Origin of the sequence: Pseudarthrobacter sp. NKDBFgelt (assembly GCF_046097905.1) — a bacterium.
Lineage (GTDB): Bacteria > Actinomycetota > Actinomycetes > Actinomycetales > Micrococcaceae > Arthrobacter > Arthrobacter polychromogenes.
In genome coordinates, this window is sequence record NZ_JBJURL010000079.1 from 1 (window position 1) to 19253 (window position 19253).

Annotated in this window: 19 protein-coding genes; 18 read left to right on the plus strand and 1 reads right to left on the minus strand. The window is 67.1% G+C overall.

Annotated elements, in window-relative coordinates:
* The first annotated feature begins 63 nt into the window (after positions 1 to 63).
* Genes ACKAE7_RS17260 through ACKAE7_RS17285 form a run of 6 tightly spaced genes read left to right on the plus strand, consistent with a single transcriptional unit; the run spans position 64 to position 4911 of the window.
* Positions 64 to 705: an acetyl-CoA carboxylase biotin carboxyl carrier protein subunit gene (locus ACKAE7_RS17260; RefSeq protein ID WP_408979852.1), complete on the plus strand. Its 642-nt coding sequence runs from the start codon at positions 64 to 66 to the stop codon at positions 703 to 705.
* 2 nt (positions 706 to 707) lie between these two features.
* Positions 708 to 1883 carry an acyl-CoA dehydrogenase family protein gene (locus ACKAE7_RS17265; protein ID WP_408979853.1) on the plus strand — a complete coding sequence of 392 codons (1176 nt, stop codon included), beginning with the start codon at positions 708 to 710 and terminating at the stop codon, positions 1881 to 1883.
* Between the two features lie 49 nt (positions 1884 to 1932).
* Complete coding sequence (locus ACKAE7_RS17270) at positions 1933 to 2742, plus strand: CoA transferase subunit A (RefSeq protein ID WP_191036045.1); 810 nt, start codon at positions 1933 to 1935, stop codon at positions 2740 to 2742.
* Positions 2743 to 2744: 2 nt separating this feature from the next.
* The gene (locus tag ACKAE7_RS17275; RefSeq protein WP_229666314.1) at positions 2745 to 3512 is read left to right on the plus strand and encodes a CoA transferase subunit B; all 768 of its coding nucleotides are present in this window, start codon (positions 2745 to 2747) and stop codon (positions 3510 to 3512) included.
* Positions 3509 to 4075 carry a MaoC family dehydratase gene (locus tag ACKAE7_RS17280; protein WP_188809334.1) on the plus strand — a complete coding sequence of 189 codons (567 nt, stop codon included), beginning with the start codon at positions 3509 to 3511 and terminating at the stop codon, positions 4073 to 4075. Before ACKAE7_RS17275 ends, ACKAE7_RS17280 begins: the two co-directional genes overlap by 4 nt.
* A complete protein-coding gene (locus ACKAE7_RS17285; protein ID WP_408979854.1) occupies positions 4072 to 4911 on the plus strand; it encodes an HpcH/HpaI aldolase/citrate lyase family protein in 840 nt (279 codons plus the stop codon). The genes ACKAE7_RS17280 and ACKAE7_RS17285 overlap by 4 nt, the downstream gene beginning before the upstream one ends.
* Positions 4912 to 4950: 39 nt before the next feature.
* Here the strand turns inward: ACKAE7_RS17285 and ACKAE7_RS17290 are convergent, their stop codons facing one another.
* Positions 4951 to 6420 carry a lipase maturation factor family protein gene (locus tag ACKAE7_RS17290; protein WP_408979855.1) on the minus strand — a complete coding sequence of 490 codons (1470 nt, stop codon included), beginning with the start codon at positions 6418 to 6420 and terminating at the stop codon, positions 4951 to 4953.
* Between the two features lie 76 nt (positions 6421 to 6496).
* Here ACKAE7_RS17290 and ACKAE7_RS17295 point away from each other — a divergent pair, with 76 nt between their 5' ends.
* The 12 genes from ACKAE7_RS17295 (at position 6497) to ACKAE7_RS17350 (ending at position 19171) form a co-directional block, all read left to right on the plus strand.
* On the plus strand, positions 6497 to 7240 hold the full coding sequence (locus ACKAE7_RS17295; protein ID WP_190613545.1) for a TSUP family transporter: 744 nt from the start codon (positions 6497 to 6499) through the stop codon (positions 7238 to 7240).
* A gap of 48 nt (positions 7241 to 7288) precedes the next feature.
* Positions 7289 to 8374: an NAD(P)/FAD-dependent oxidoreductase gene (locus ACKAE7_RS17300; RefSeq protein WP_408979856.1), complete on the plus strand. Its 1086-nt coding sequence runs from the start codon at positions 7289 to 7291 to the stop codon at positions 8372 to 8374.
* Positions 8375 to 8408: 34 nt separating this feature from the next.
* Entirely contained in the window at positions 8409 to 9593 is a 1185-nt protein-coding gene (gene dxr, locus ACKAE7_RS17305; RefSeq protein WP_408979857.1) for a 1-deoxy-D-xylulose-5-phosphate reductoisomerase, read from the plus strand.
* 17 nt (positions 9594 to 9610) lie between these two features.
* A complete protein-coding gene (locus ACKAE7_RS17310) occupies positions 9611 to 10942 on the plus strand; it encodes a M50 family metallopeptidase (RefSeq protein ID WP_408979858.1) in 1332 nt (443 codons plus the stop codon).
* Positions 10943 to 11108: 166 nt separating this feature from the next.
* On the plus strand, positions 11109 to 11786 hold the full coding sequence (locus ACKAE7_RS17315; RefSeq protein WP_191036042.1) for a MarR family transcriptional regulator: 678 nt from the start codon (positions 11109 to 11111) through the stop codon (positions 11784 to 11786).
* Positions 11783 to 12298 carry a hypothetical protein gene (locus ACKAE7_RS17320; protein ID WP_188809342.1) on the plus strand — a complete coding sequence of 172 codons (516 nt, stop codon included), beginning with the start codon at positions 11783 to 11785 and terminating at the stop codon, positions 12296 to 12298. The genes ACKAE7_RS17315 and ACKAE7_RS17320 overlap by 4 nt, the downstream gene beginning before the upstream one ends.
* 97 nt (positions 12299 to 12395) lie before the next feature.
* On the plus strand, positions 12396 to 12689 hold the full coding sequence (locus ACKAE7_RS17325) for a YciI family protein (protein ID WP_188809343.1): 294 nt from the start codon (positions 12396 to 12398) through the stop codon (positions 12687 to 12689).
* A 34-nt stretch (positions 12690 to 12723) separates the two neighbouring features.
* Positions 12724 to 13890: a flavodoxin-dependent (E)-4-hydroxy-3-methylbut-2-enyl-diphosphate synthase gene (gene ispG, locus ACKAE7_RS17330; RefSeq protein ID WP_013600504.1), complete on the plus strand. Its 1167-nt coding sequence runs from the start codon at positions 12724 to 12726 to the stop codon at positions 13888 to 13890.
* Positions 13853 to 14743 (plus strand): GNAT family N-acetyltransferase, encoded by an 891-nt coding sequence (locus ACKAE7_RS17335; protein WP_188809442.1) that lies wholly within the window; start codon positions 13853 to 13855, stop codon positions 14741 to 14743. Before ispG ends, ACKAE7_RS17335 begins: the two co-directional genes overlap by 38 nt.
* A 367-nt stretch (positions 14744 to 15110) precedes the next feature.
* Positions 15111 to 16922, plus strand: coding sequence for a proline--tRNA ligase (locus tag ACKAE7_RS17340; RefSeq protein WP_408979859.1), 1812 nt, complete (start codon positions 15111 to 15113; stop codon positions 16920 to 16922).
* A 7-nt stretch (positions 16923 to 16929) separates the two neighbouring features.
* Positions 16930 to 17724 carry a TSUP family transporter gene (locus ACKAE7_RS17345; RefSeq protein ID WP_188809345.1) on the plus strand — a complete coding sequence of 265 codons (795 nt, stop codon included), beginning with the start codon at positions 16930 to 16932 and terminating at the stop codon, positions 17722 to 17724.
* A gap of 55 nt (positions 17725 to 17779) precedes the next feature.
* Positions 17780 to 19171, plus strand: a complete 1392-nt coding sequence (locus ACKAE7_RS17350) for a pyridoxal-dependent decarboxylase (protein WP_191036040.1) — start codon at positions 17780 to 17782, stop codon at positions 19169 to 19171.
* Positions 19172 to 19253 lie beyond the last annotated feature (82 nt).

Genomic DNA, 19253 nt, shown 5'->3' on the forward strand with positions numbered 1-19253 from the left:
ACCCATGCTGCCGGCCGGGCGGGGGAGCCGCCCTCCTTGACTTCCCCGCCACCCTGAACAAGTGTGGGAACGGAACCCAGGGACGGCGCTGTTCCGGACGGCGCTGTTCCGGACGGCACGGCTTCGGACGGCACTGTTTCCGGGAGGATGTTCCTCGTGGCCGTGGGGGACGGGCCTGCCCGGCCGGCGCGGCTGGAATTCCCCTCCCGGCGGCAGGCAGTGCTGACCCTCGACGGCCGCACCAGTACGTACTCCATTGCGCCGGTCTTCCGCGGCCCGGCCGACCCAACCCGTGATTCGCCAGTTGTCGGCATACCCGCGGAACTGTTCCTGGGCAATGGGGGCTGGTCCTGCCGGCTGGACGTACTGAGCCGCGAAGCGAGGCTTGACCGGGTGCTTGCGGCCCTCCAGCGGGAGGAGGGCGCCACCGATCCCGCGGTGCGTTCACCCATGCCGGGAACAGTGGTCTCCGTTCCGGTCAGTGACGGGGACACCGTGGCGGCCGGCCAGCTTCTCGTCTCGGTCGAGGCCATGAAGATGGAGCACCAGCTGGTGGCCCCGCTGGACGGCACCGTCCATCTCACCGCCCGCCCCGGCGACCTGGTGAAGGCGGACCAGGTGCTGGCCACCATCCACCCCCACACAGGCGCCGCAGGCGAAGATACGGGCGCAGAAACAGACACACCCAATGGCGAAGGAGCCTAGGCATGGCAGGTTTTGAACTCAACGAGGAATACCAGGACCTCAGCGACACGGTCCGGGACTTCGCGGACAACGTGGTGGCGCCGGTGTCCGCCAAGCACGACGAAGAGCACAGCTTCCCGTACGGCGTGGTCAAGCAGATGGCGGAAATGGGGCTGTTCGGGCTGCCCTTCCCCGAGGAATTCGGCGGCATGGGCGGGGACTACTTCGCCCTGGCCCTCGCCCTGGAGCAGCTGGGCCGGGTGGACCAGTCTGTGGCCATCACCCTGGAAGCCGGCGTCTCGCTGGGAGCCATGCCCATCTACCGCTTTGGCACGGACGCCCAGAAACAGGAGTGGCTGCCCATGCTCGCGTCCGGCCAGGCGCTCGCCGGATTCGGGCTGACCGAACCGGAAGCAGGATCGGACGCGGGCGGCACCAAAACCACGGCGCGGCGCGAGACCGTCGGAGACAAGACAGAGTGGGTGATCAACGGCAATAAGGAGTTCATCACCAACTCCGGAACGGACATCACCCGGCTGGTGACGGTCACCGCCGTTACCGGGCAAAAGGACCGCGGGGACGGCACGGTGCAGAAGGAAATCTCCACCATCCTGGTGCCCACGGACACCCCCGGTTTCAAGGCGGAAAAACCGTACAACAAAGTGGGCTGGAACGCCTCGGACACCCACCCGCTGACGCTGAAGGACGTCCGCGTTCCGGAAGGGAACCTGCTGGGAGCGGAGGGCCGCGGCTACGCCAATTTCCTGTCCATCCTCGATGAAGGGCGGATCGCCATTGCCGCGCTGGCTGCGGGCGCAGCACAGGGCTGCGTGGACCTGTCAGTCAAGTACGCCAAGGAGCGCAGCGCCTTCGGCCACCAGATCGGCAAGTACCAGGCCATCTCCTTCAAGATCGCACGCATGGAGGCCCGTGCCCACACCGCCCGCCTGGCCTACTACGATGCGGCGTTCCGCATGCTTGCCGGAAAGCCGTTCAAGACCCAGGCGGCCATCGCTAAGATGGTCGCAGGCGAGGCAGCCATGGACAACGCGCGGGATGCCACCCAGGTATTCGGCGGCTATGGCTTCATCAACGAGTTCACCGTGGCACGCCACTACCGCGACTCCAAGATCCTTGAAGTGGGGGAAGGCACCACGGAGGTGCAGCTGATACTGATCGCCCGCGAACTGGGTCTGTAGTACTGGCACTGTAGTAACTGGCACCGTAGCCCGCCTGAGAGGATCACCGATGATTGACAAGGTTGTTGCCAGCGCTGACGAAGCCATAGCGGACATCCCGGACGGCGCCTCCCTGGCCGTGGGCGGATTCGGCCTCTGTGGAATCCCGGTCACCCTCATTGACGCACTGCACCGGGCAGGCACAACAGACCTGGAAACCATCAGCAACAACTGCGGCGTGGACGACTGGGGACTCGGCATCCTGCTCCGGGACGCGCGGATCCGCCGCACCATCAGCTCCTACGTGGGCGAGAACAAGGAGTTCGCCCGGCAGTACCTGGCGGGTGAGCTTGAGGTGGTGCTCACCCCGCAGGGCACCCTGGCCGAGAAGCTGCGCGCCGGCGGCGCCGGGATCCCTGGCTTCTACACCACGGCAGGGGTGGGCACCCAGGTATCGGAGGGCGGGCTGCCCCAAAAGTACGACGCCGAGGGCGGGATTGCCGTGGCTTCCGCGCCTAAGGAGGTGCGCTCCTTCGGCGGGGTCGACTATGTGCTGGAGGAAGCCCTGACCCCGGACTTCGGGCTTGTCCATGCATGGAAAGGGGACCGGCACGGAAACCTGGTCTTCCACGCCACCGCCATGAACTTCAACCCCCTGTGTGCCATGGCCGGCAGGATCACCATTGCCGAGGTGGAGGAGCTCGTGGAGCCGGGCGAGCTGGACCCGGAACACATCCACACCCCTGGCATCTTCGTCCAGCGTGTGGTCCTCGCCGCAAACGCGGAGAAACGCATCGAAAAACGGACCGTGGCCCTGGCCCGGCCCGGACAGGCAGAATCCGCACACAACGCCGGCAGCCCCCGGCAGGCAGGAGCATAGCCATGGACCCCAACAGCCCCGACGCTCCGCGGCCGGAAGGCGTGCGGCCAGAGTACCGCCGGGCGGCGGCGCAGCAGCACGAGGTGGAGGCTGACGGAGCCGGCGCCAAAGGGTGGACCCGGAACGAACTGGCGGCCCGGGTGGCCAAGGAGCTCAGCAACGGCCAGTACGTCAACCTGGGCATCGGCATGCCCACCCTCATCCCCAACTACATCCCCGATGGCGTGGAAGTGGTGCTCCACTCGGAGAACGGAATCCTCGGCGTCGGCCCCTATCCGGAGGAAAACGCCATTGATCCGGACCTGATCAACGCGGGCAAGGAGACAGTCACCGTCAACAAGGGTGCCGCGTTCTTCGATTCGGCTTCTTCCTTCGGCATGATCCGCGGCGGCCACGTGGACGTGGCCGTCCTGGGCGCCATGGAGGTGGCCGCCAACGGTGACCTGGCCAACTGGATGATTCCGGGCAAGATGGTCAAGGGAATGGGCGGCGCCATGGACCTGGTGTTCGGTGCCAAGAAGGTGATCGTGATGATGGAGCACGTGGACCGCAACGGGAACCCGAAGATCGTCCAGGAGTGCTCCCTGCCGCTGACCGGCAAAGGCTGCGTGGACCGGATCATCACGGACCTGGCCGTCATCGACGTCGTGGCGGACGAATACGGGTCCCGGCTGGTGCTGCGCGAGCTGGCGCCCAACGTGTCAGCGGAGGACGTGGCCGCCGCCACCGGGGCCGAGCTGTTCGAAGAGGACCAGGAACTGACCGTATGAGCGGCGGTGGCGGTGCTGCGGCAGGCTCAACCGGCGGGGAACCGCGGGTGGTCGAACAGCGGGGACTGTACTTCGAGGAACTGGAAGAAGGGGTCACGTACGCCCACCGCCCTGGCCGCACCGTGACAGAGGCGGACAACGTCCTGTTCACCACGCTCACCATGAACACCCAGGCCCTGCACCTGGATGCCGCCTGGAGCGCCGGGCAGCCCTTCGGCCAGCGCCTCATGAACTCCATGTTCACCCTGGCCACCATGGTGGGACAGTCCGTTTCCCAGCTGACGCAGGGGACCATCATTGCGCAGCTTGGCCTTACTGATGTTTCCTTTCCGCACCCGCTCTACCACGGTGACACGCTTTACACCGAGACGGTCATCAGCGGAAAGCGGCTCTCGGGCTCCCGGCCCGGGCAGGGAATCGTCACCATGGAGCACACAGGCCGCAACCAGGACGGCACGGTGGTGGCACTTGCCACGCGGAGCTGCCTGATGTGGACGCGGGAAGCCCATACGGGCCAGCCCGGCAGAGGGCAGGGGAACGGACAGGAGACAATGCCGGTATGACTTTTGTAATGGGCCCCGCCCTGCTGTTCTGCCCCGCCGACCGGCCCGAGCGCTACCAGAAGGCCGCTGCCCGGGCGGACGCCGTCATCCTGGACCTTGAAGACGCCGTGGCACCAGCGGACAAGCAGCGCGCCCGCGGCGCCATCCTCGCCCAGCTGGGAACCACGGGGGTGGAGCCGGAGCTTGAACCCAGCTGCACCATCGTGCGGGTGAATCCCGCCGGCACCGAGGAGTTCGAGAAGGATCTCCACTGCCTTGCCCACACGCCCTACCGGACGGTCATGCTGGCTAAAGCGGAAACCGTCCAGCAGCTCGAAGCCCTGGACGGCTACAAGGTCATCGCTCTGTGTGAAACAGCACTGGGAGTCCTCAACGCCCCCGCCATGGCAGCCGCCCCCAACGTGGTGGGCCTGATGTGGGGGGCAGAGGACCTGCTGGCATCGCTTGGCGGCACGTCCAGCAGGAAGGCCGACGACGGTTACCGGGCCGTGGCGCTGCACGCCCGTTCCGCCGTGCTGCTGGCTGCGCGCGCCCACGGCAAGGAGGCGGTGGACGCGGTGTACACGGACATCCCGGATCTTGCCGGGCTGGAGGAGGAAGCGGCCGACGCCGTGGCCTCCGGCTTCAGCTCCAAAGCGTGCATCCATCCGAGCCAGGCCGCCGTGGTCCGGGCCGCCTACGCACCCTCCGCCGCCGACGTCGCGGATGCTGAAGCCCTCCTTGAGGCTGCAGCAGCCGCCGGCTCGGGAGTGTTCAAGCACCAAGGAAAGATGATCGACGGTCCCATCCTTATGCACGCACAGGAAATTATCCGCCGCGCCCAGGCCCGCGGCTAGACGATATGATTGGGGGGTGCCGGCTCAACCCGGCCGCCTTCACCCCATCCGCCCGGGCGACCGCCGCAATGACAGCGGCGGAATCGGCTCATAGAGCAGCGTCCGCACCCAACGGTTCCCGGTCTCCCTGAACTCTTGCCGGCCGGCAAAGCGGTAGCGGTAGCTGCGCACGCGCACCCAGCGCGGCGGTGCGCCGTCGAACGGGTCATGGCGGAGGAGCCGCAGGGTCTGCCGGTCCGCCTCCAGCAGCTTTCCCAGGAAGGCATAGAACCATTCCTCGTGGACGGTCCTCAGCGGCAGGAACCACATCAGCCAGTCAAGCCGCAGGTGGTAGGGCGCCCACTGCCGGGGGAGCCTGCGGACATCACCCGGCTTGCCCCTGAAACCGTACTCCCGCCAGTCGGAGGACTCGTCCGGATCCTCGTCGAAGGTTCCCTCCACCACAATCTCAATCCGCTGCTTGGTCACGGTGCCGAATGCCCCGTAGGTATTGACCAGCTGCCACCGGTTGAAGCTGGCATTCATCAGCTGGCGGCGGGAGAAAAGGTTGCGCAGCGGCCAGTAGCTGAGGACCACCAGCAGCAGCGTGGCCGCCAGGGTGAGGGCCAGCCACCACAGGGGAGTCTCCCTCTCCACGCCGGCCTGGCCGTGCCAGTCCAGGGGGATGGCCGGCAGCACGGCATGCGCAACGGGATCGCTGACAGCGGCGAAGGCGAGCACGATGGCAATCCAGTTCAGCCAGGCGAAGTTGCCTGTGGCCACCAGCCACAGCTGCGTGAAAATGACGATCCCCGCGGCCACGCTGGCGACGGGCTGGGGTGCGAACAGGAAGAACGGCACCACCAGCTGGGCGAAGTGGTTGCCGAGGACCTCGACCTTGTGCAGGGGCCTCGGCAGGAGGTGCGCCTGGCGGCTCAGCGGCCCCGGCATCGGCTGGGTCTCGTGGTGGTAGTACAGGGCCGTCAGGTCACGCCACTCCCGGCCGCCGCGGATCTTGATCATCCCGGCACCGAACTCCAGCCGGAACACCAGCCACACGATCAGGATCAGGATGGTGCGCGGCGGGTCGGTCTGGTCCGAGCCCAGGAAGGCCACGGTGAAGCCGGCCTCCAGGAGCAGCATCTCCCACCCGAAGCCGTAGAACGTCTGTCCCACATTGACGATGGACATATACAGCAGCCACAGGGCCAGGAACGCGATGAGTGGAACCCAAGGCGGGCCCTGCTGCGGGATGCCGGCCACCAGCAGCGCCGACACCAGCAGCCCGGCGGCACACACCCAGCGTAGCAGCCGGTCCGTGTACCGCCAGCGGAACAGGGTGGGCCGCCGCAGGCGGCTGAAACCGGACAGGAAGTCAGGTGCCGGGAGGAGGCCCCGCTCACCCAGGAGCGCCGGGAACTGGTTCAGCGAGGACAGGAACGCGACGAAGTACAGCGCCGCCACACCCCGCTGCAGCACCTGCCGCGCGAATTCGTATTCCGGCGCATCGAACCAGGAGAGCCAGTCCACGCACTCCACGTTACGCCGACGCCCGTCAGGGATGCCACAGAAGGATGCCGCCAGGGGATGCCACTAGGATCGAGGGATGTTCGTGCTGGTGCTGATCGCCGTTATTGCAGGCGCGCTGGCCCAGCGGATCGCGGGCCTGGGCTTTGGGCTGCTCGTCTCCCCGGTGCTGGTGGTGCTCCTGGGCCCCTTCGACGGCGTGATGATCGTCAACCTCTGCGGTGCCACGTCATCGCTCCTTATCCTCTCCCGGGTGTGGCGGCACGTCGCCTGGAAGAAGTACTTCGGGCTGGCGCTCGCAGCACTGGCCGGCGTATTGCCCGGTGCCTGGCTGGCAAGCAACGTGCCGGAGGCCCCGCTGCAGATCTGCATCGGCGTCCTGCTCCTCATCGCCCTGCTCGCATCCCAGCGGCTGACCAGGAGTTCCTGGCGCGCCAGCGGCCCGGTCCCCATGGCATCCCTGGGGTTTTCCAGCGGCCTGATGAATGCCGCCGCGGGTGTTGGCGGTCCTGCCATCACGGCCTATGCCATCGCCACCCGCTGGGAGCAGAAGAGCTTCAGCGCCACCCTGCAGCCGTACTTCATCACCACAGGGTTCACGTCGCTGCTCAGCAAGTACGTGTTGTCCGGCGGGCACGTCCCTGCTTTGGAAGGCTGGCAGTGGCTGGCGATCCTGGCAGCCATGGTTGCGGGCATCGTTGCGGGGGACCTGCTGGCCGGCCGGGTGCGCCCCACGTCCGCCCGCCGCATCGTCACTGTCATTGCCTACCTGGGTGCCGTGGCCACGCTGGCCAAGGGCCTGGTGGAACTCGCGGCCGCCTGAGTGCTTGGCCCGGTGCGCCGGGCTGCACAAACATGTTTTGCTGGATCCATGACACGTGTTGCGGTAATAGGTGCAGGTATCGTCGGGCTGTCCACAGCCCATGCCCTCCAGAAGGCGGGTGTGGACGTCACCGTCTACGAGTCCGGGACCCCGGGCTCAGGACAGTCCGCCGGGGAGTCGAGGATCTTCCGGCACGCCCACGACGACGTCCGGCTGGCCGCGTTCGTGCGTCACAGTCGCGCCCTCTGGCGGGAGTGGGAGGCGGAGTTCGGTGTGGAACTGGTCTCCGGCGCCGGTGCGGTGGCTATTGGGGACAGCGTGGAGGACAAGCTCCGCGTTCTCAGCGGCCTGCCGGAGATTCCAGTGAGGCTGCTGGCACCGGCAGAACTCGCGGCGGCGCTGCCGATCCTCGCGGACTTCCAGGGCAAGGCGATGTTCGATGCCCAGGGCGGGGCAATCCGCACCCGCGCCGCGTTCCGCGCCCTGGCCGGGACACTTGAGGACGCCCTCGTGGCGGACCACGTGCTGACTGTCCGGCCTGCCGGCCGCAGTGTGGAGGTCCGCACCGGGACACGGGTAGACCGGTTCGACCATGCGGTCCTGTGCGCCGGCCGCGGGACGGCAGCGCTGGCCCGGGGCGCGGGGCTGGACATACCCGTTGAACACGCCGCGCATGCCCGGGTGACGTTCCGTGTGCGGGATGGCGCGTCCGCTCCGCTGCCAACATTCCAGGACGGCAGCGGAGTATTCGGGGAAACCGGCGTCTATGCTGCGCCCTCGGCCGACAACCGGCGTTACGCGGTGGGCCTGAGCGAAACAACAGACGTGCGCCGGGACGGGAGCCTCGCCGATCCCGCTGCCCTGGAATCACTGTCGGCCCGTGCGGCGGCCTACGTAAGGACGGCACTGCCCGGCCTGGATCCCGAACCGGACGGCTACGTCCACTGCTGGGTGACGCGACTGCCGTGGGGCGATGACGGCGTGGGAATCTGGTCTGCCGGCAGCGTCAGCGCCGTGGCCGGGCACAACCTCTTCAAGCAGGCACCGGCGCTGGGGGAGGCGCTGGCAGAAACAGCACTGTCCGGCGTCGTTCCCGCTGTCCTGCGGCCTGAATCACAGCTCGGAAAGTCCTGAACGGCCGGGCACCACGGTGCGCGATACTTAAGCAATGCAGCCACGCAGAATCGTCCTCCTCGGATCCACCGGTTCCATCGGCACCCAGGCGATTGACGTCGTCGACGGCGCCCCGCACCTTTTCGAGGTAGTGGCCCTCAGCGCCGGGGGAGGGAACCTGGAGCTCCTCGCCCGCCAGGCGGTGCACACTGGCGCGTCGGTCATCGGCATTGCCGGCGGTGACCCCGGAACGCTGGCATCGCTCATTGCCGACGCTGCCGCGGCGGCAGGAATACCCGGCTACCGGCCCGAAATCTTCGCCGGACCGGACGCCTCCACCCGGATCGCCGGCGTTGAAGCGGACGTGGTGCTCAATGGAATCACCGGATCGATCGGCCTGGCACCCACGCTGGCGGCCTTGAATTCCGGGGCCACGCTTGCCCTGGCCAACAAGGAATCCCTCATCGTGGGCGGATCGCTGGTGAAGGCGGCAGCCCGGGAGGGCCAGATCGTCCCCGTTGACTCCGAGCACTCAGCGATCGCCCAGTGCCTGCGCTCGGGCTCGGCCGCGGAAGTGGAAAAACTGATCCTCACAGCATCCGGCGGTCCTTTCCGCGGCAGGAGCAGGGACGAGCTGCATGGGGTGACCCCCCAGGAAGCGCTGGCCCACCCCACCTGGGACATGGGGGTCATGGTCACCACCAACTCGGCCACGCTCGTCAACAAGGGCCTGGAAGTCATCGAGGCACACCTGCTCTTCGACGTGCCGCTTGACCGCATCGACGTGGTGGTCCATCCCCAGTCCGTGGTGCACTCCATGGTGCAGTTCATCGACGGGTCCATCATCGCCCAGGCGTCCCCGCCCGACATGCGCCTTCCCATCGCCCTGGGGCTGGGCTGGCCGGACCGGGTGCCGGGAGCGGCGGCCGCCTGCGACTGGACGCGGGCAGCCACCTGGACGTTCGAGCCGCTGGACACGGAAGCCTTTCCCGCCGTCGGACTTGCCAAGCACGCAGCGAGGCAGGGCAGCACGTTTCCCGCCGTGTTCAACGCCGCGAATGAGGAAGCCGTCACAGCTTTCCACGCCGGGCGCATCAGGTTCACGGACATCGTGGACACAATTGATGCCGTCCTCAGCGAACACCCAGGGTCCTCCGGGCTGACAGTGGAGTCAGTGCTGGATGCTGAAAGCTGGGCACGTGCCCGCGCCAATGAACGTTTAGCAGTCAGAAGTCTCTAGGAAGCAGCAGCACGTCAATGACCCCCGTCCTCCTTTTTGTCCTCGGCGTCGTCTTTGTGGCGATCGGTATTGCCGTGTCCATCGCGCTGCACGAAGTAGGGCACATGGTGCCCGCCAAGCTGTTCAAGGTGCGCGTCACCAAATACATGATCGGCTTCGGCCCCACCCTGTGGTCCAGGCGGAAGGGTGAAACCGAATACGGGGTGAAGGCCATCCCGCTGGGCGGCTTCGTGTCCATGATCGGCATGTACCCGCCCAACAAGGACGACGGGTCCGTCCGCCCCTCCAGCACCGGCATGTTCCAGACCCTGGCCACTGAAGCCCGGTCCATGGCCCACGAGGAAGTGGGGCCGGGTGACGAGAAGCGGGTGTTCTACCGGCTTCCGGTCTGGAAGAAGGTCATCGTGATGCTGGGCGGCCCGGCCATGAACATGGTCCTTGGCGTTCTCCTCACCGCGGTGCTGCTCATGGGCTTTGGCATGGCCACGGCCACCACCACCATCTCCGAGGTGTCCAAATGCCAGGTGGCGGCAGGGGAGACCGTCGATCCGGACTCGGCGGACTGCCAGCTCACCCCTGCAGCAGCGGCCGGCCTCAAACCGAACGACAGGATCACCTCCTTCGACGGCAAGGCAGTAACGGGCTGGGACCAGTTAACGGAATGGATCCGGGCCTCCGCGGGGCGCGAGGTGGGCATCACCGTTGAGCGGGACGGTGCCCAGGTGTCCACCACGGTGACCCCGGTGCTCTCGGCCCGGCCCGTCATCGGGGCGGACGGCCGGCAGGAAACGGACGACGCCGGCACCCTCCGCTACCAGGACGTCGGCTTCCTGGGCATCGGCTCCCAGACGGAACTTGTGGCCCAGCCGGCGTCGTCCGTCCTGCCCATGGCGGGGGAGAACATCCGCCAGGTGGCAGGGGTGGTCTTCAACCTGCCCGCCCGCGTGGTGGGTGTGGCAAAGGCTGCCTTCAGCGAGGAACCCCGCGACCCCAACGGCCCCATCAGCGTGGTGGGCGTAGGACGGGTCGCCGGGGAAGTCGCCGCCATGGAAGAAATCCCGGTGCAGTCCCGGCTGGCCGCACTGGTCGGGCTGCTGGCGGGCCTGAACTTCGCACTCGCGGTCTTCAACCTGATACCGCTGCTGCCCCTCGACGGCGGCCACGTTGCCGGTGCCCTGTACGAGGGGGCCCGGCGCCAGGTGGCCAAGCTGTTTGGCAAACCTGACCCGGGCGCCTTCGACATCGCCAAGCTGCTGCCGGTGACCTACGTGGTAGCCGCCCTGCTGATGGGCATGAGCGCCCTCCTTATCTACGCTGACATCGTGAAGCCGGTGAACCTCTTCGGCTGACACCTGGAGCCCAGCCTGATCAGGAGAAGCCCGGCGTGGTTCAGCCCCGCAGGAGCGGGAGTTAGCTCCTGCAGGGTGATTATCAAAAATCAGCCTATTTCGACTGATAATAAATAATCAGCCAAATATGTTTGATCGGGGATCGTCACCCGCGTACGGTTGGGGCATGTACGTCCTCACGATCGACCAGCAGGGCAGCACGTCCGATATTGACCGCGTCCCTGAGCTGATCACCGCCCTGCGGAACCTTACGCCCGTGCCCTTTGAACGTTCGGTGGGCGACGAACTCCAGGGGGTGGTGGAACAGGCCGCCCATGTGGTGGATGTGGCACTGCACGCGCTCCGCGACGGGCACTGGTACGTGGGCATAGGAATCGGGGCGGTGGGGCTGGCGCCAGGTGCCAGCCCGCGTGAGGGCTCCGGAAGCGGCTTTGTGGCGGCCCGCAAAGCCGTGGAACTCGCCAAGGGTGCCGCCGGCCAGGTTCCGTTGTCAGTGGTGTCCGGCACCATGGTCCGCAGTAAGGATCTTCAAGCCCATGCCGGGGAGGACGCCATGGCCAGCGCAAATGCCCAGGCGGTGCTTCGCTTGATTGGACGCCTGGTGCAGCAGCGCACCGACGCCCAGTGGCGGGTGGTGGACCGGCTGCGGGCCGCCCAGGGTGAAGCCAGGCATGGCAGCCAGAAGCAGGTGGCCCGGGAGTTGGGAATAACCGAACAGTCGGTGAGCCGGGCCGTGCTGAGGTCAGGGTGGCAGGAAGAATGGGCGGCGAGGCCGGCAGCCGCCATGCTGCTGGACTACGCCCATTCCCTGGCCGCCCGCACTTCAACGGAAGGAAACCCGTGAACGTACTCTGGATTACGGTTGCGCTGCTCGTTGCCGGATTCGCCGGGTGGCCAGTGACCGCGCTGGTGTTCCGGCTGGCCAGGACCATCGATGACAGGGCAGACGCAGCCAAGGCTGCGGAGGAAGCCAAAAGGGCCGCCGAAGATCCGTCCGCGGATGTGACCGTTGACCTGCCGCCAGCGGGCGGGTCCCAGGGCGTCGACGGCGAGCTGACCGCAGCTGCCGACACGCCGCCGTCGGGCCTTGCCGGCTCCGGGGCGGCCGCTCCCGCCCAGCGCATCCTTCGGGGCGGTGCCATTATCGGAATCCTCGAGCGGCTGGGAGTCTGCCTCGCCATCCTCACCGGCCAGCCGGTGGCCATCGCCTACATTGTGGCCATCAAGGGCCTGGGCAGGTTCGCGGAGCTCAAGGAAACGCCGGTGGCTGCTGAACGGTTCATAATTGGAACGCTGGCGTCCATGCTGTGGGCGGCGGGAACAGCCGCAGCCATCAAGGTCCTCTTCCTGGCCTGAACGCAGGCATCCCTGACAGCTGCCACGCCGCCCTTCCGGCCGGGCGCGTCCACCCTCCGGATGGGTGCGAAGGCAGGCAGGGAGATAGGGTAGCGGTATGACAGTTTTTGCCGTTGAGTACGTTTATGCCGCCGATTCCACAGAAGACCGCAACGCAGCCCGGGCAGCGCACCGCGAATGGCTCTCGGGCCTTGCGGAGGACGGTGCCGTCCTTGCCAGCGGACCATACGGTGACGGGGCCGGCGCGCTGCTGATTTTCAAGGCAGCAGACGAGGCCGCCCTCAACTCGATCCTCAAGCAGGATCCCTTCGCCGCTGCCGGAGTCGTAGCCGGGACACGCATCACGGAGTGGTCACCCATCATCGGCGTGCTCGCCGGCCTCACCGCCTAAGCCACCTCCCTTTTTTCAATCTCTAGGAGTCCTCGTGACCTCGGTCAGCCTGGGAATGCCCTCAGCACCGCCACCCGTCCTTGCCCCCCGCCGCAAGACCCGGCAGATCAAAGTCGGTTCCGTGGGCGTGGGATCGGACTCGCCCATCAGCGTGCAGTCCATGACCACCACGCCCACCACGGACATCAACGCCACCCTGCAGCAGATCGCCGAACTGACGGCGTCCGGCTGCGACATTGTGCGCGTGGCCTGCCCGTCCGCCGATGACGCCGAGGCGCTGCCGATCATCGCGCGGAAGTCGCAGATCCCGGTCATTGCGGACATCCACTTCCAGCCCAAATACGTCTTCGCGGCGATCGAGGCCGGCTGCGCAGCGGTACGCGTGAACCCCGGCAACATCCGCAAGTTCGATGACCAGGTCAAGGAGATCGCCGCTGCGGCGCGCGATCACGGCACGTCCATCCGCATCGGCGTCAACGCCGGATCCCTGGAGCCGGGCATCCTCAAGAAGTACGGCAAGGCAACCCCCGAAGCGCTGGTGGAATCCGCCGTCTGGGAAGCGTCCCTCTTCGAGGAGCATGGTTTCCACGACTTCAAGATCTCGGTCAAGCACAATGACCCCGTCATCATGGTGGCGGCCTACGAAATGCTGGCGGAGAAAGGCGACTGGCCCCTGCACCTCGGCGTCACCGAGGCCGGCCCGGCGTTCCAGGGAACCATCAAGTCGGCCACGGCCTTCGGTGCGCTCCTGTCCAGGGGCATCGGCGACACCATCCGGGTTTCCCTTTCGGCCCCGCCGGTGGAGGAAATCAAGGTGGGAAACCAGATCCTGCAGTCCCTCAACCTGCGTCCCCGCAAGCTCGAAATTGTCTCCTGCCCCTCCTGCGGCCGCGCCCAGGTGGACGTGTACACGCTGGCCGAGCAGGTCACTGCCGGGCTGGAAGGAATGGAGATTCCGCTGCGCGTAGCCGTCATGGGCTGCGTGGTGAACGGACCCGGGGAGGCCCGCGAAGCCGATCTTGGCGTTGCCTCAGGCAACGGCAAGGGCCAGATCTTTGTGAAGGGAGAGGTCATCAAGACTGTGCCCGAGAGCCAGATTGTTGAGACACTGATCGAAGAGGCCATGCGTATCGCGGAAGAGATGGGGGAGGCCGATGGCGAAGATGCTGTCAAGGGTAGCCCCGTGGTTAGCGTCTCGTAAGGACGTCCCCGACCCGCCGGGGATTTCCGTCCGCATCCTTGACGGGGACGACACCGCTGCCTTGGTGCTCCTGGCGCAGCGTGATCCGGTCTCCAACGTGTTCATCCTCGCGCACCTGCGCGCAGCCGGCACCGCCGCTCCCACCAGCGGCGGTGCCGGTGTCCTGGGCGTGTTCGACGACGGCGTTTTGGCAGGTGCGTGCTGGGCCGGGGCCAACCTGGTGCCCGTCCAGCTTGATCCCACCCTGGCCGGAGTGGTGGCCGCCGCCGCCAACAGGTCCGGACGCCGCTACGCATCCGCCTTCGGGCCGGCCACCGCCGTGCTTGCGCTGCACGCCGAACTGGTTGAACTGGGACACCGGGCCCATGAAGTCCGCCCGGACCAGCCGTTGATGACCATCAGCGAGCCGCCGTCCGCGGAGCCGAACCCGGGGCTGGCGCTGGGAAACCTCGCGGACTTCGACCGTATCCTGCCGGCCTGCGCCGCCATGTTCGAAGAAGAAGTGGGGTACTCGCCCTTCCTGGGCGGCAGGGAATTCTACAGCCGCCGCGTGGAGGGCCTGATCCGGCAGGGCCACTCCCTGGTGCATCTGAACGAAGCCCGCGAGGTGGTGTTCAAGGCCGAGCTCGGTGCCGTCACCTCCGAGGTCACGCAGATCCAGGGCGTCTGGATGAACCCGCTGTACCGGGGCCAGGGCCTGAGCGCCGGGTACATGGCATCCGTGGTGGAGCAGGCACGCAAGATTGCGCCCGTCACCAGCCTCTACGTCAACGGCTTCAACACCCGTGCGCGGGCTACTTACGAGCGGGTGGGCTTCAGCCAGGTGGGGACCTTCGCCACTGTGCTCTTCTAGGCGGCTGGGGTACCCGTGCATGCCAGGAATGTGGGAAGCACTTGTCATAGTGCGCTGCATCACATAGGTTCGATCTAGCTGCGCTGGAGTGGCGTGGGCGGTCTCACCAGTCCTCACCAGTACTTGGGCGATAACGGCGTCGAGCCACGCCCGGACGCGATGACCAGCCTCTTGGGGGGCCAGGGGCTTTGCATGTCCGGGCGTGGCTCAACTGCGTTACGGGTCTTCTGCACCGGGTGCATGCCGGGCGGCGCCCACCAGGGAACCGGGCCGCCCGAAAGGCCCCCGCAAGCCGGTAGATTAGTACCCAGACGAAATGCCCGGCTTGCTGTAGCTCCAGCACCTCCCCAGAAACGGATACCCACCCGTGGTTACAAGACTGTCCCAGCTGTTCCTGCGCACCCTGCGTGAAGATCCCGTCGACGCCGAGGTGGCAAGCCACCGGCTCCTGGTCCGCGCAGGCTACATCCGCCGCGCCGCCCCGGGCATCTACACCTGGCTGCCGCTGGGATTGAGCGTCCTGCGCAAAGTGGAAGCCATCATCCGCGAGGAGATGGCCAACATCGGGGCGCAGGAAGTCCATTTCCCGGCCCTCCTGCCCCGCGAGCCGTATGAGGCCACCAACCGCTGGACTGAATACGGCGAGGGCCTGTTCCGGCTACAGGACCGCAAGGGCGCCGACTACCTGCTGGCCCCCACCCACGAGGAAATGTTCACGCTGCTGGTCAAGGACCTGTACTCGTCTTACAAAGACCTGCCGCTGAGCCTCTACCAGATCCAGAACAAGTACCGGGATGAGGCGCGTCCCCGCGCGGGCCTCCTGCGCGGACGCGAGTTCATCATGAAGGACTCCTACTCATTCGATGTTGACGACGCCGGCCTGGACGCCAGCTACGCCGCCCACCGCGGCGCCTACCTGCGCATCTTCGAGCGCCTGGGCCTGGAAGTCATTCCCGTCACCGCGACCGCCGGTGCCATGGGCGGTTCAAAGAGCGAGGAATTCCTGCACCCCACGGACATCGGCGAGGACACGTTCGTGCGCTCCGCCGGCGGCTACGCAGCCAACGTTGAGGCCGTCACCACCGTTGTCCCGGCGGACATCGACTTCAGCGCGGCTCCCGCCGCCGAGGTCCGCGACACCCCGGACACCCCCACCATCGACACTCTGGTGGCCGCCTCCAACCAGATCGCGCCCCGCAGCGAGGCCGACGGCGGCGCGTGGACTGCCGCAGACACGCTGAAGAACGTGGTGCTCGCCGTCACCCTGCCCACCGGAGAGCGCCAGCTGGTAGTCATCGGTGTTCCAGGCGACCGCGGCGTGGACCTGAAGCGCGTTGAGGCAAACATCGGCTCGTTCCTGCCCATCGGCGGCGAGATCGGCCTGGAAGCGGCCAACGACGATGACCTCAAGAAGCAGCCGCTCATCGTCAAGGGCTACCTTGGCCCCGGCCTGTCCCTGGACGAGCCCCTGCTGGGCGCCGAAAGCCCAACGAAACTCCTGTACCTGGTGGACCCCCGCGTGGTCCGCGGCACGTCCTGGATCACCGGCGCCAATGAGGCCGGCAAGCATGTCTATGGCCTGGTGGCCGGACGCGACTTCACGTGGGACGGCGTCATCGAGTGCACCGAGGTCCGCGAGGGCGATCCCGCCCCGGACGGTTCCGGTCCGCTGGAGACCGCCCGCGGTATCGAGATGGGGCACATTTTCCAGCTCGGCCGCAAGTACGCAGAAGCCCTTGAGTTGAAGGTCCTGGACCAGAACGGCAAGCAGGTCACCGTCACCATGGGCTCTTACGGCGTCGGCGTCACCCGGGCCGTTGCGGCACTGGCTGAATCGAACCACGACGCCAGGGGTCTCGTCTGGCCGCGGGCTGTTGCCCCCGCCGATGTGCATGTCGTCGCTGTGGGCAAGGGCGAGGAGATCTTCGCAACCGCCGAGCGGCTGGCAGCCGAACTTGAGGCGGCGGGGCTCGATGTCCTCCTCGACGACCGGCCCAAGGTATCGCCCGGGGTCAAGTTCGGGGACGCGGAGCTGGTGGGCGTTCCCACCATCCTGGCTGTCGGACGCGGACTGGTGGACGGTGTTGTGGAGATCAAGGACCGCCGCAGCGGCGACGCCGAGAACGTGGCGGTGGACAAGGCTGTTGACTACGTAGTCAACGCTGTCCGCACCAACTGACGCAACGGTGGAGTTCGGACTCGAATCCCTCGGGCTGGCAACTCTCCTTTTGATCGTGCTGGCCGGCTTTGCGGCCGGATGGGTTGACGCAGTGGTGGGCGGGGGCGGGCTGATCCAGCTCCCGGCCTTGCTGCTGGTCCCGGGGATCACCCCCGTCCAGGCGCTGGCCACGAACAAAATGGGGTCCATCTTCGGTACCGCCACGAGTGCCGCCACCTACTACCGTCGGGTTGGGCCGGACCTGGGGACGGCCCTGCCCATGGCCGCGATCGCCCTGGCGGGCAGCTTTGGCGGCGCCGTCCTGGCGGCAAACCTGCCCGCCAGCGTCTTCAAGCCCATCATCGTCACCGCGCTGGTCGCCGTCGCGCTTTTCACAGCCCTGAAACCAGACGTCGGCGGCATCACGGCGCTGCGCCACGACGGCCACAAGCACTACGTGGTGGCCTGCCTGATCGGCGCCATCATTGGTTTCTACGACGGCCTTATCGGGCCGGGGACGGGCTCGTTCCTTGTCATCGCCCTGGTCTCGGCCATGGGTTATGCCTTCCTCGAGGCCAGCGCCAAAGCCAAGATCGTCAACATGGCCACCAACGCGGGGGCACTGCTGTTCTTCCTGCCCCACGGGTCCATCCTGTGGGGAGTGGGCCTGCTGCTGGGGGCGGCGAACATGGCCGGCGGTTACCTGGGCGCCAGGACGGCCGTGAAGCAGGGGAGCCGGTTTGTCCGCGTGGTCTTTTTGCTGGTCGTGTCGGCACTGATCATCAAGCTCGGCTACGACGTCTGGCAGGAGAACTTCGCCTGATATTGCCCGTTATCGGGGCCTCGTGGGCGCTGGCGCTGAGGCGTAGCATGCAGGTATGTCACACGGCGACGACGAGTACGCCCGGGCCTTGGCGGCTGCGGTTCGGCACTCCACAGCCTGGTTTGGCAGCCTTCCGGACCGGCGGGTGGGACCGGTGGCGGCAGCCCACGATCTGGCAGAGGCTTTTGGCGGGCCGCTGCCCCGGGGTGGAATGCCGGCCGAGGAGGTAGTTGACCTCCTGGCCGCAACGGCGGAACCTGGGCTCATGGCAATGCCGTCCGGCCGGTTCTTCGGATGGGTGATCGGCGGGACCCTGCCTGCCGCCCTGGCCTCGGACTGGCTGGTCAGCGCCTGGGACCAGAACGCCGGGCTCCGGTATGCCACCCCGGCCATGGCGGCCATCGAGGAGAGCGCGGGCCACTGGCTCCTGGAGTTGCTGGGGCTCCCGTCCGGTGCCGACGTCGGCTTTGTTACCGGCGCCACCATGGCCAACTTCACGGGCATGGCCGCCGCCCGGTGGCGGCTGCTCGCGGATGCCGGCTGGGACCTGGACCGCGACGGGCTGTTTGGCGCTCCGCGGATCCGCTGCCTGGTGGGGCGCGAACGGCATGACACTGTGGACCTTGGCCTGCGGTACCTGGGCCTGGGCAAGCCTGCGGTGGTCGACGTCGACGCCCAGGGGCGGTTGATACCCGAAGCCCTCGACGCCGTGCTGGCTGAAGGCTCGGGCCCCGTGCTGGTCTGCCTGCAGGCGGGAAACCTCCATTCGGGCGCTTTTGATCCTTTCCCCGAAGCGATTCGCGTTGCCCGGAAGCATGGCGCATGGGTGCACATCGACGGCGCGTTCGGCCTGTGGGCAGCGGCAGCGCCCGAGCTGCGGAGCCTGACCCGCGGTTTCGAGGACGCTGATTCGTGGGGCACCGATGCCCACAAAACCCTCAACGTGCCCTACGACTGCGGCATAGCCATCGTCACGGACGCTTCAGCCCTCCGTTCGGCCATGGGCTTGCACGCCAGCTACCTCGTGCACGACGCCGAAGGTCCCGGCGATCCGTTCGAGAAGGTCCCCGAACTGTCGCGGCGCGCACGCGGCGTGCCGGTATGGGCAGCGCTGAAGAGCCTCGGCAGCGATGGCGTGGCAGCGCAGGTGCAAGGGATGGTTGCGGCTGCCTCGGACATCGCAGCAGGCCTCGGTGGAGTGGACGGCGTGGAGGTGTTGAACGACGTCGGCTACACCCAGGTGTGCCTGGCGTTCGGCGACGACGCGACCACCCGCGCAGTGACCGCGAGGATCATCGCCGATGGCAGGGTGTGGATGTCCGGCTCCCGCTGGCGGGACCGGGACATCCTGCGCGTCTCGGTCAGCAACTGGCATACCTCGGAGGACGAGGTCCGCACCGCCGTGGACGCCGTCAAGGCCGCGCTCTCCGCAGTGCGCGGAAGCTGACCGCTGCGTGGCGCCGCTGTTGTGGAACCGGCTGCAGGAGCTGCCGCTGAACCAGCCTGAATCCGGCCTGCGGCAGCGCTGC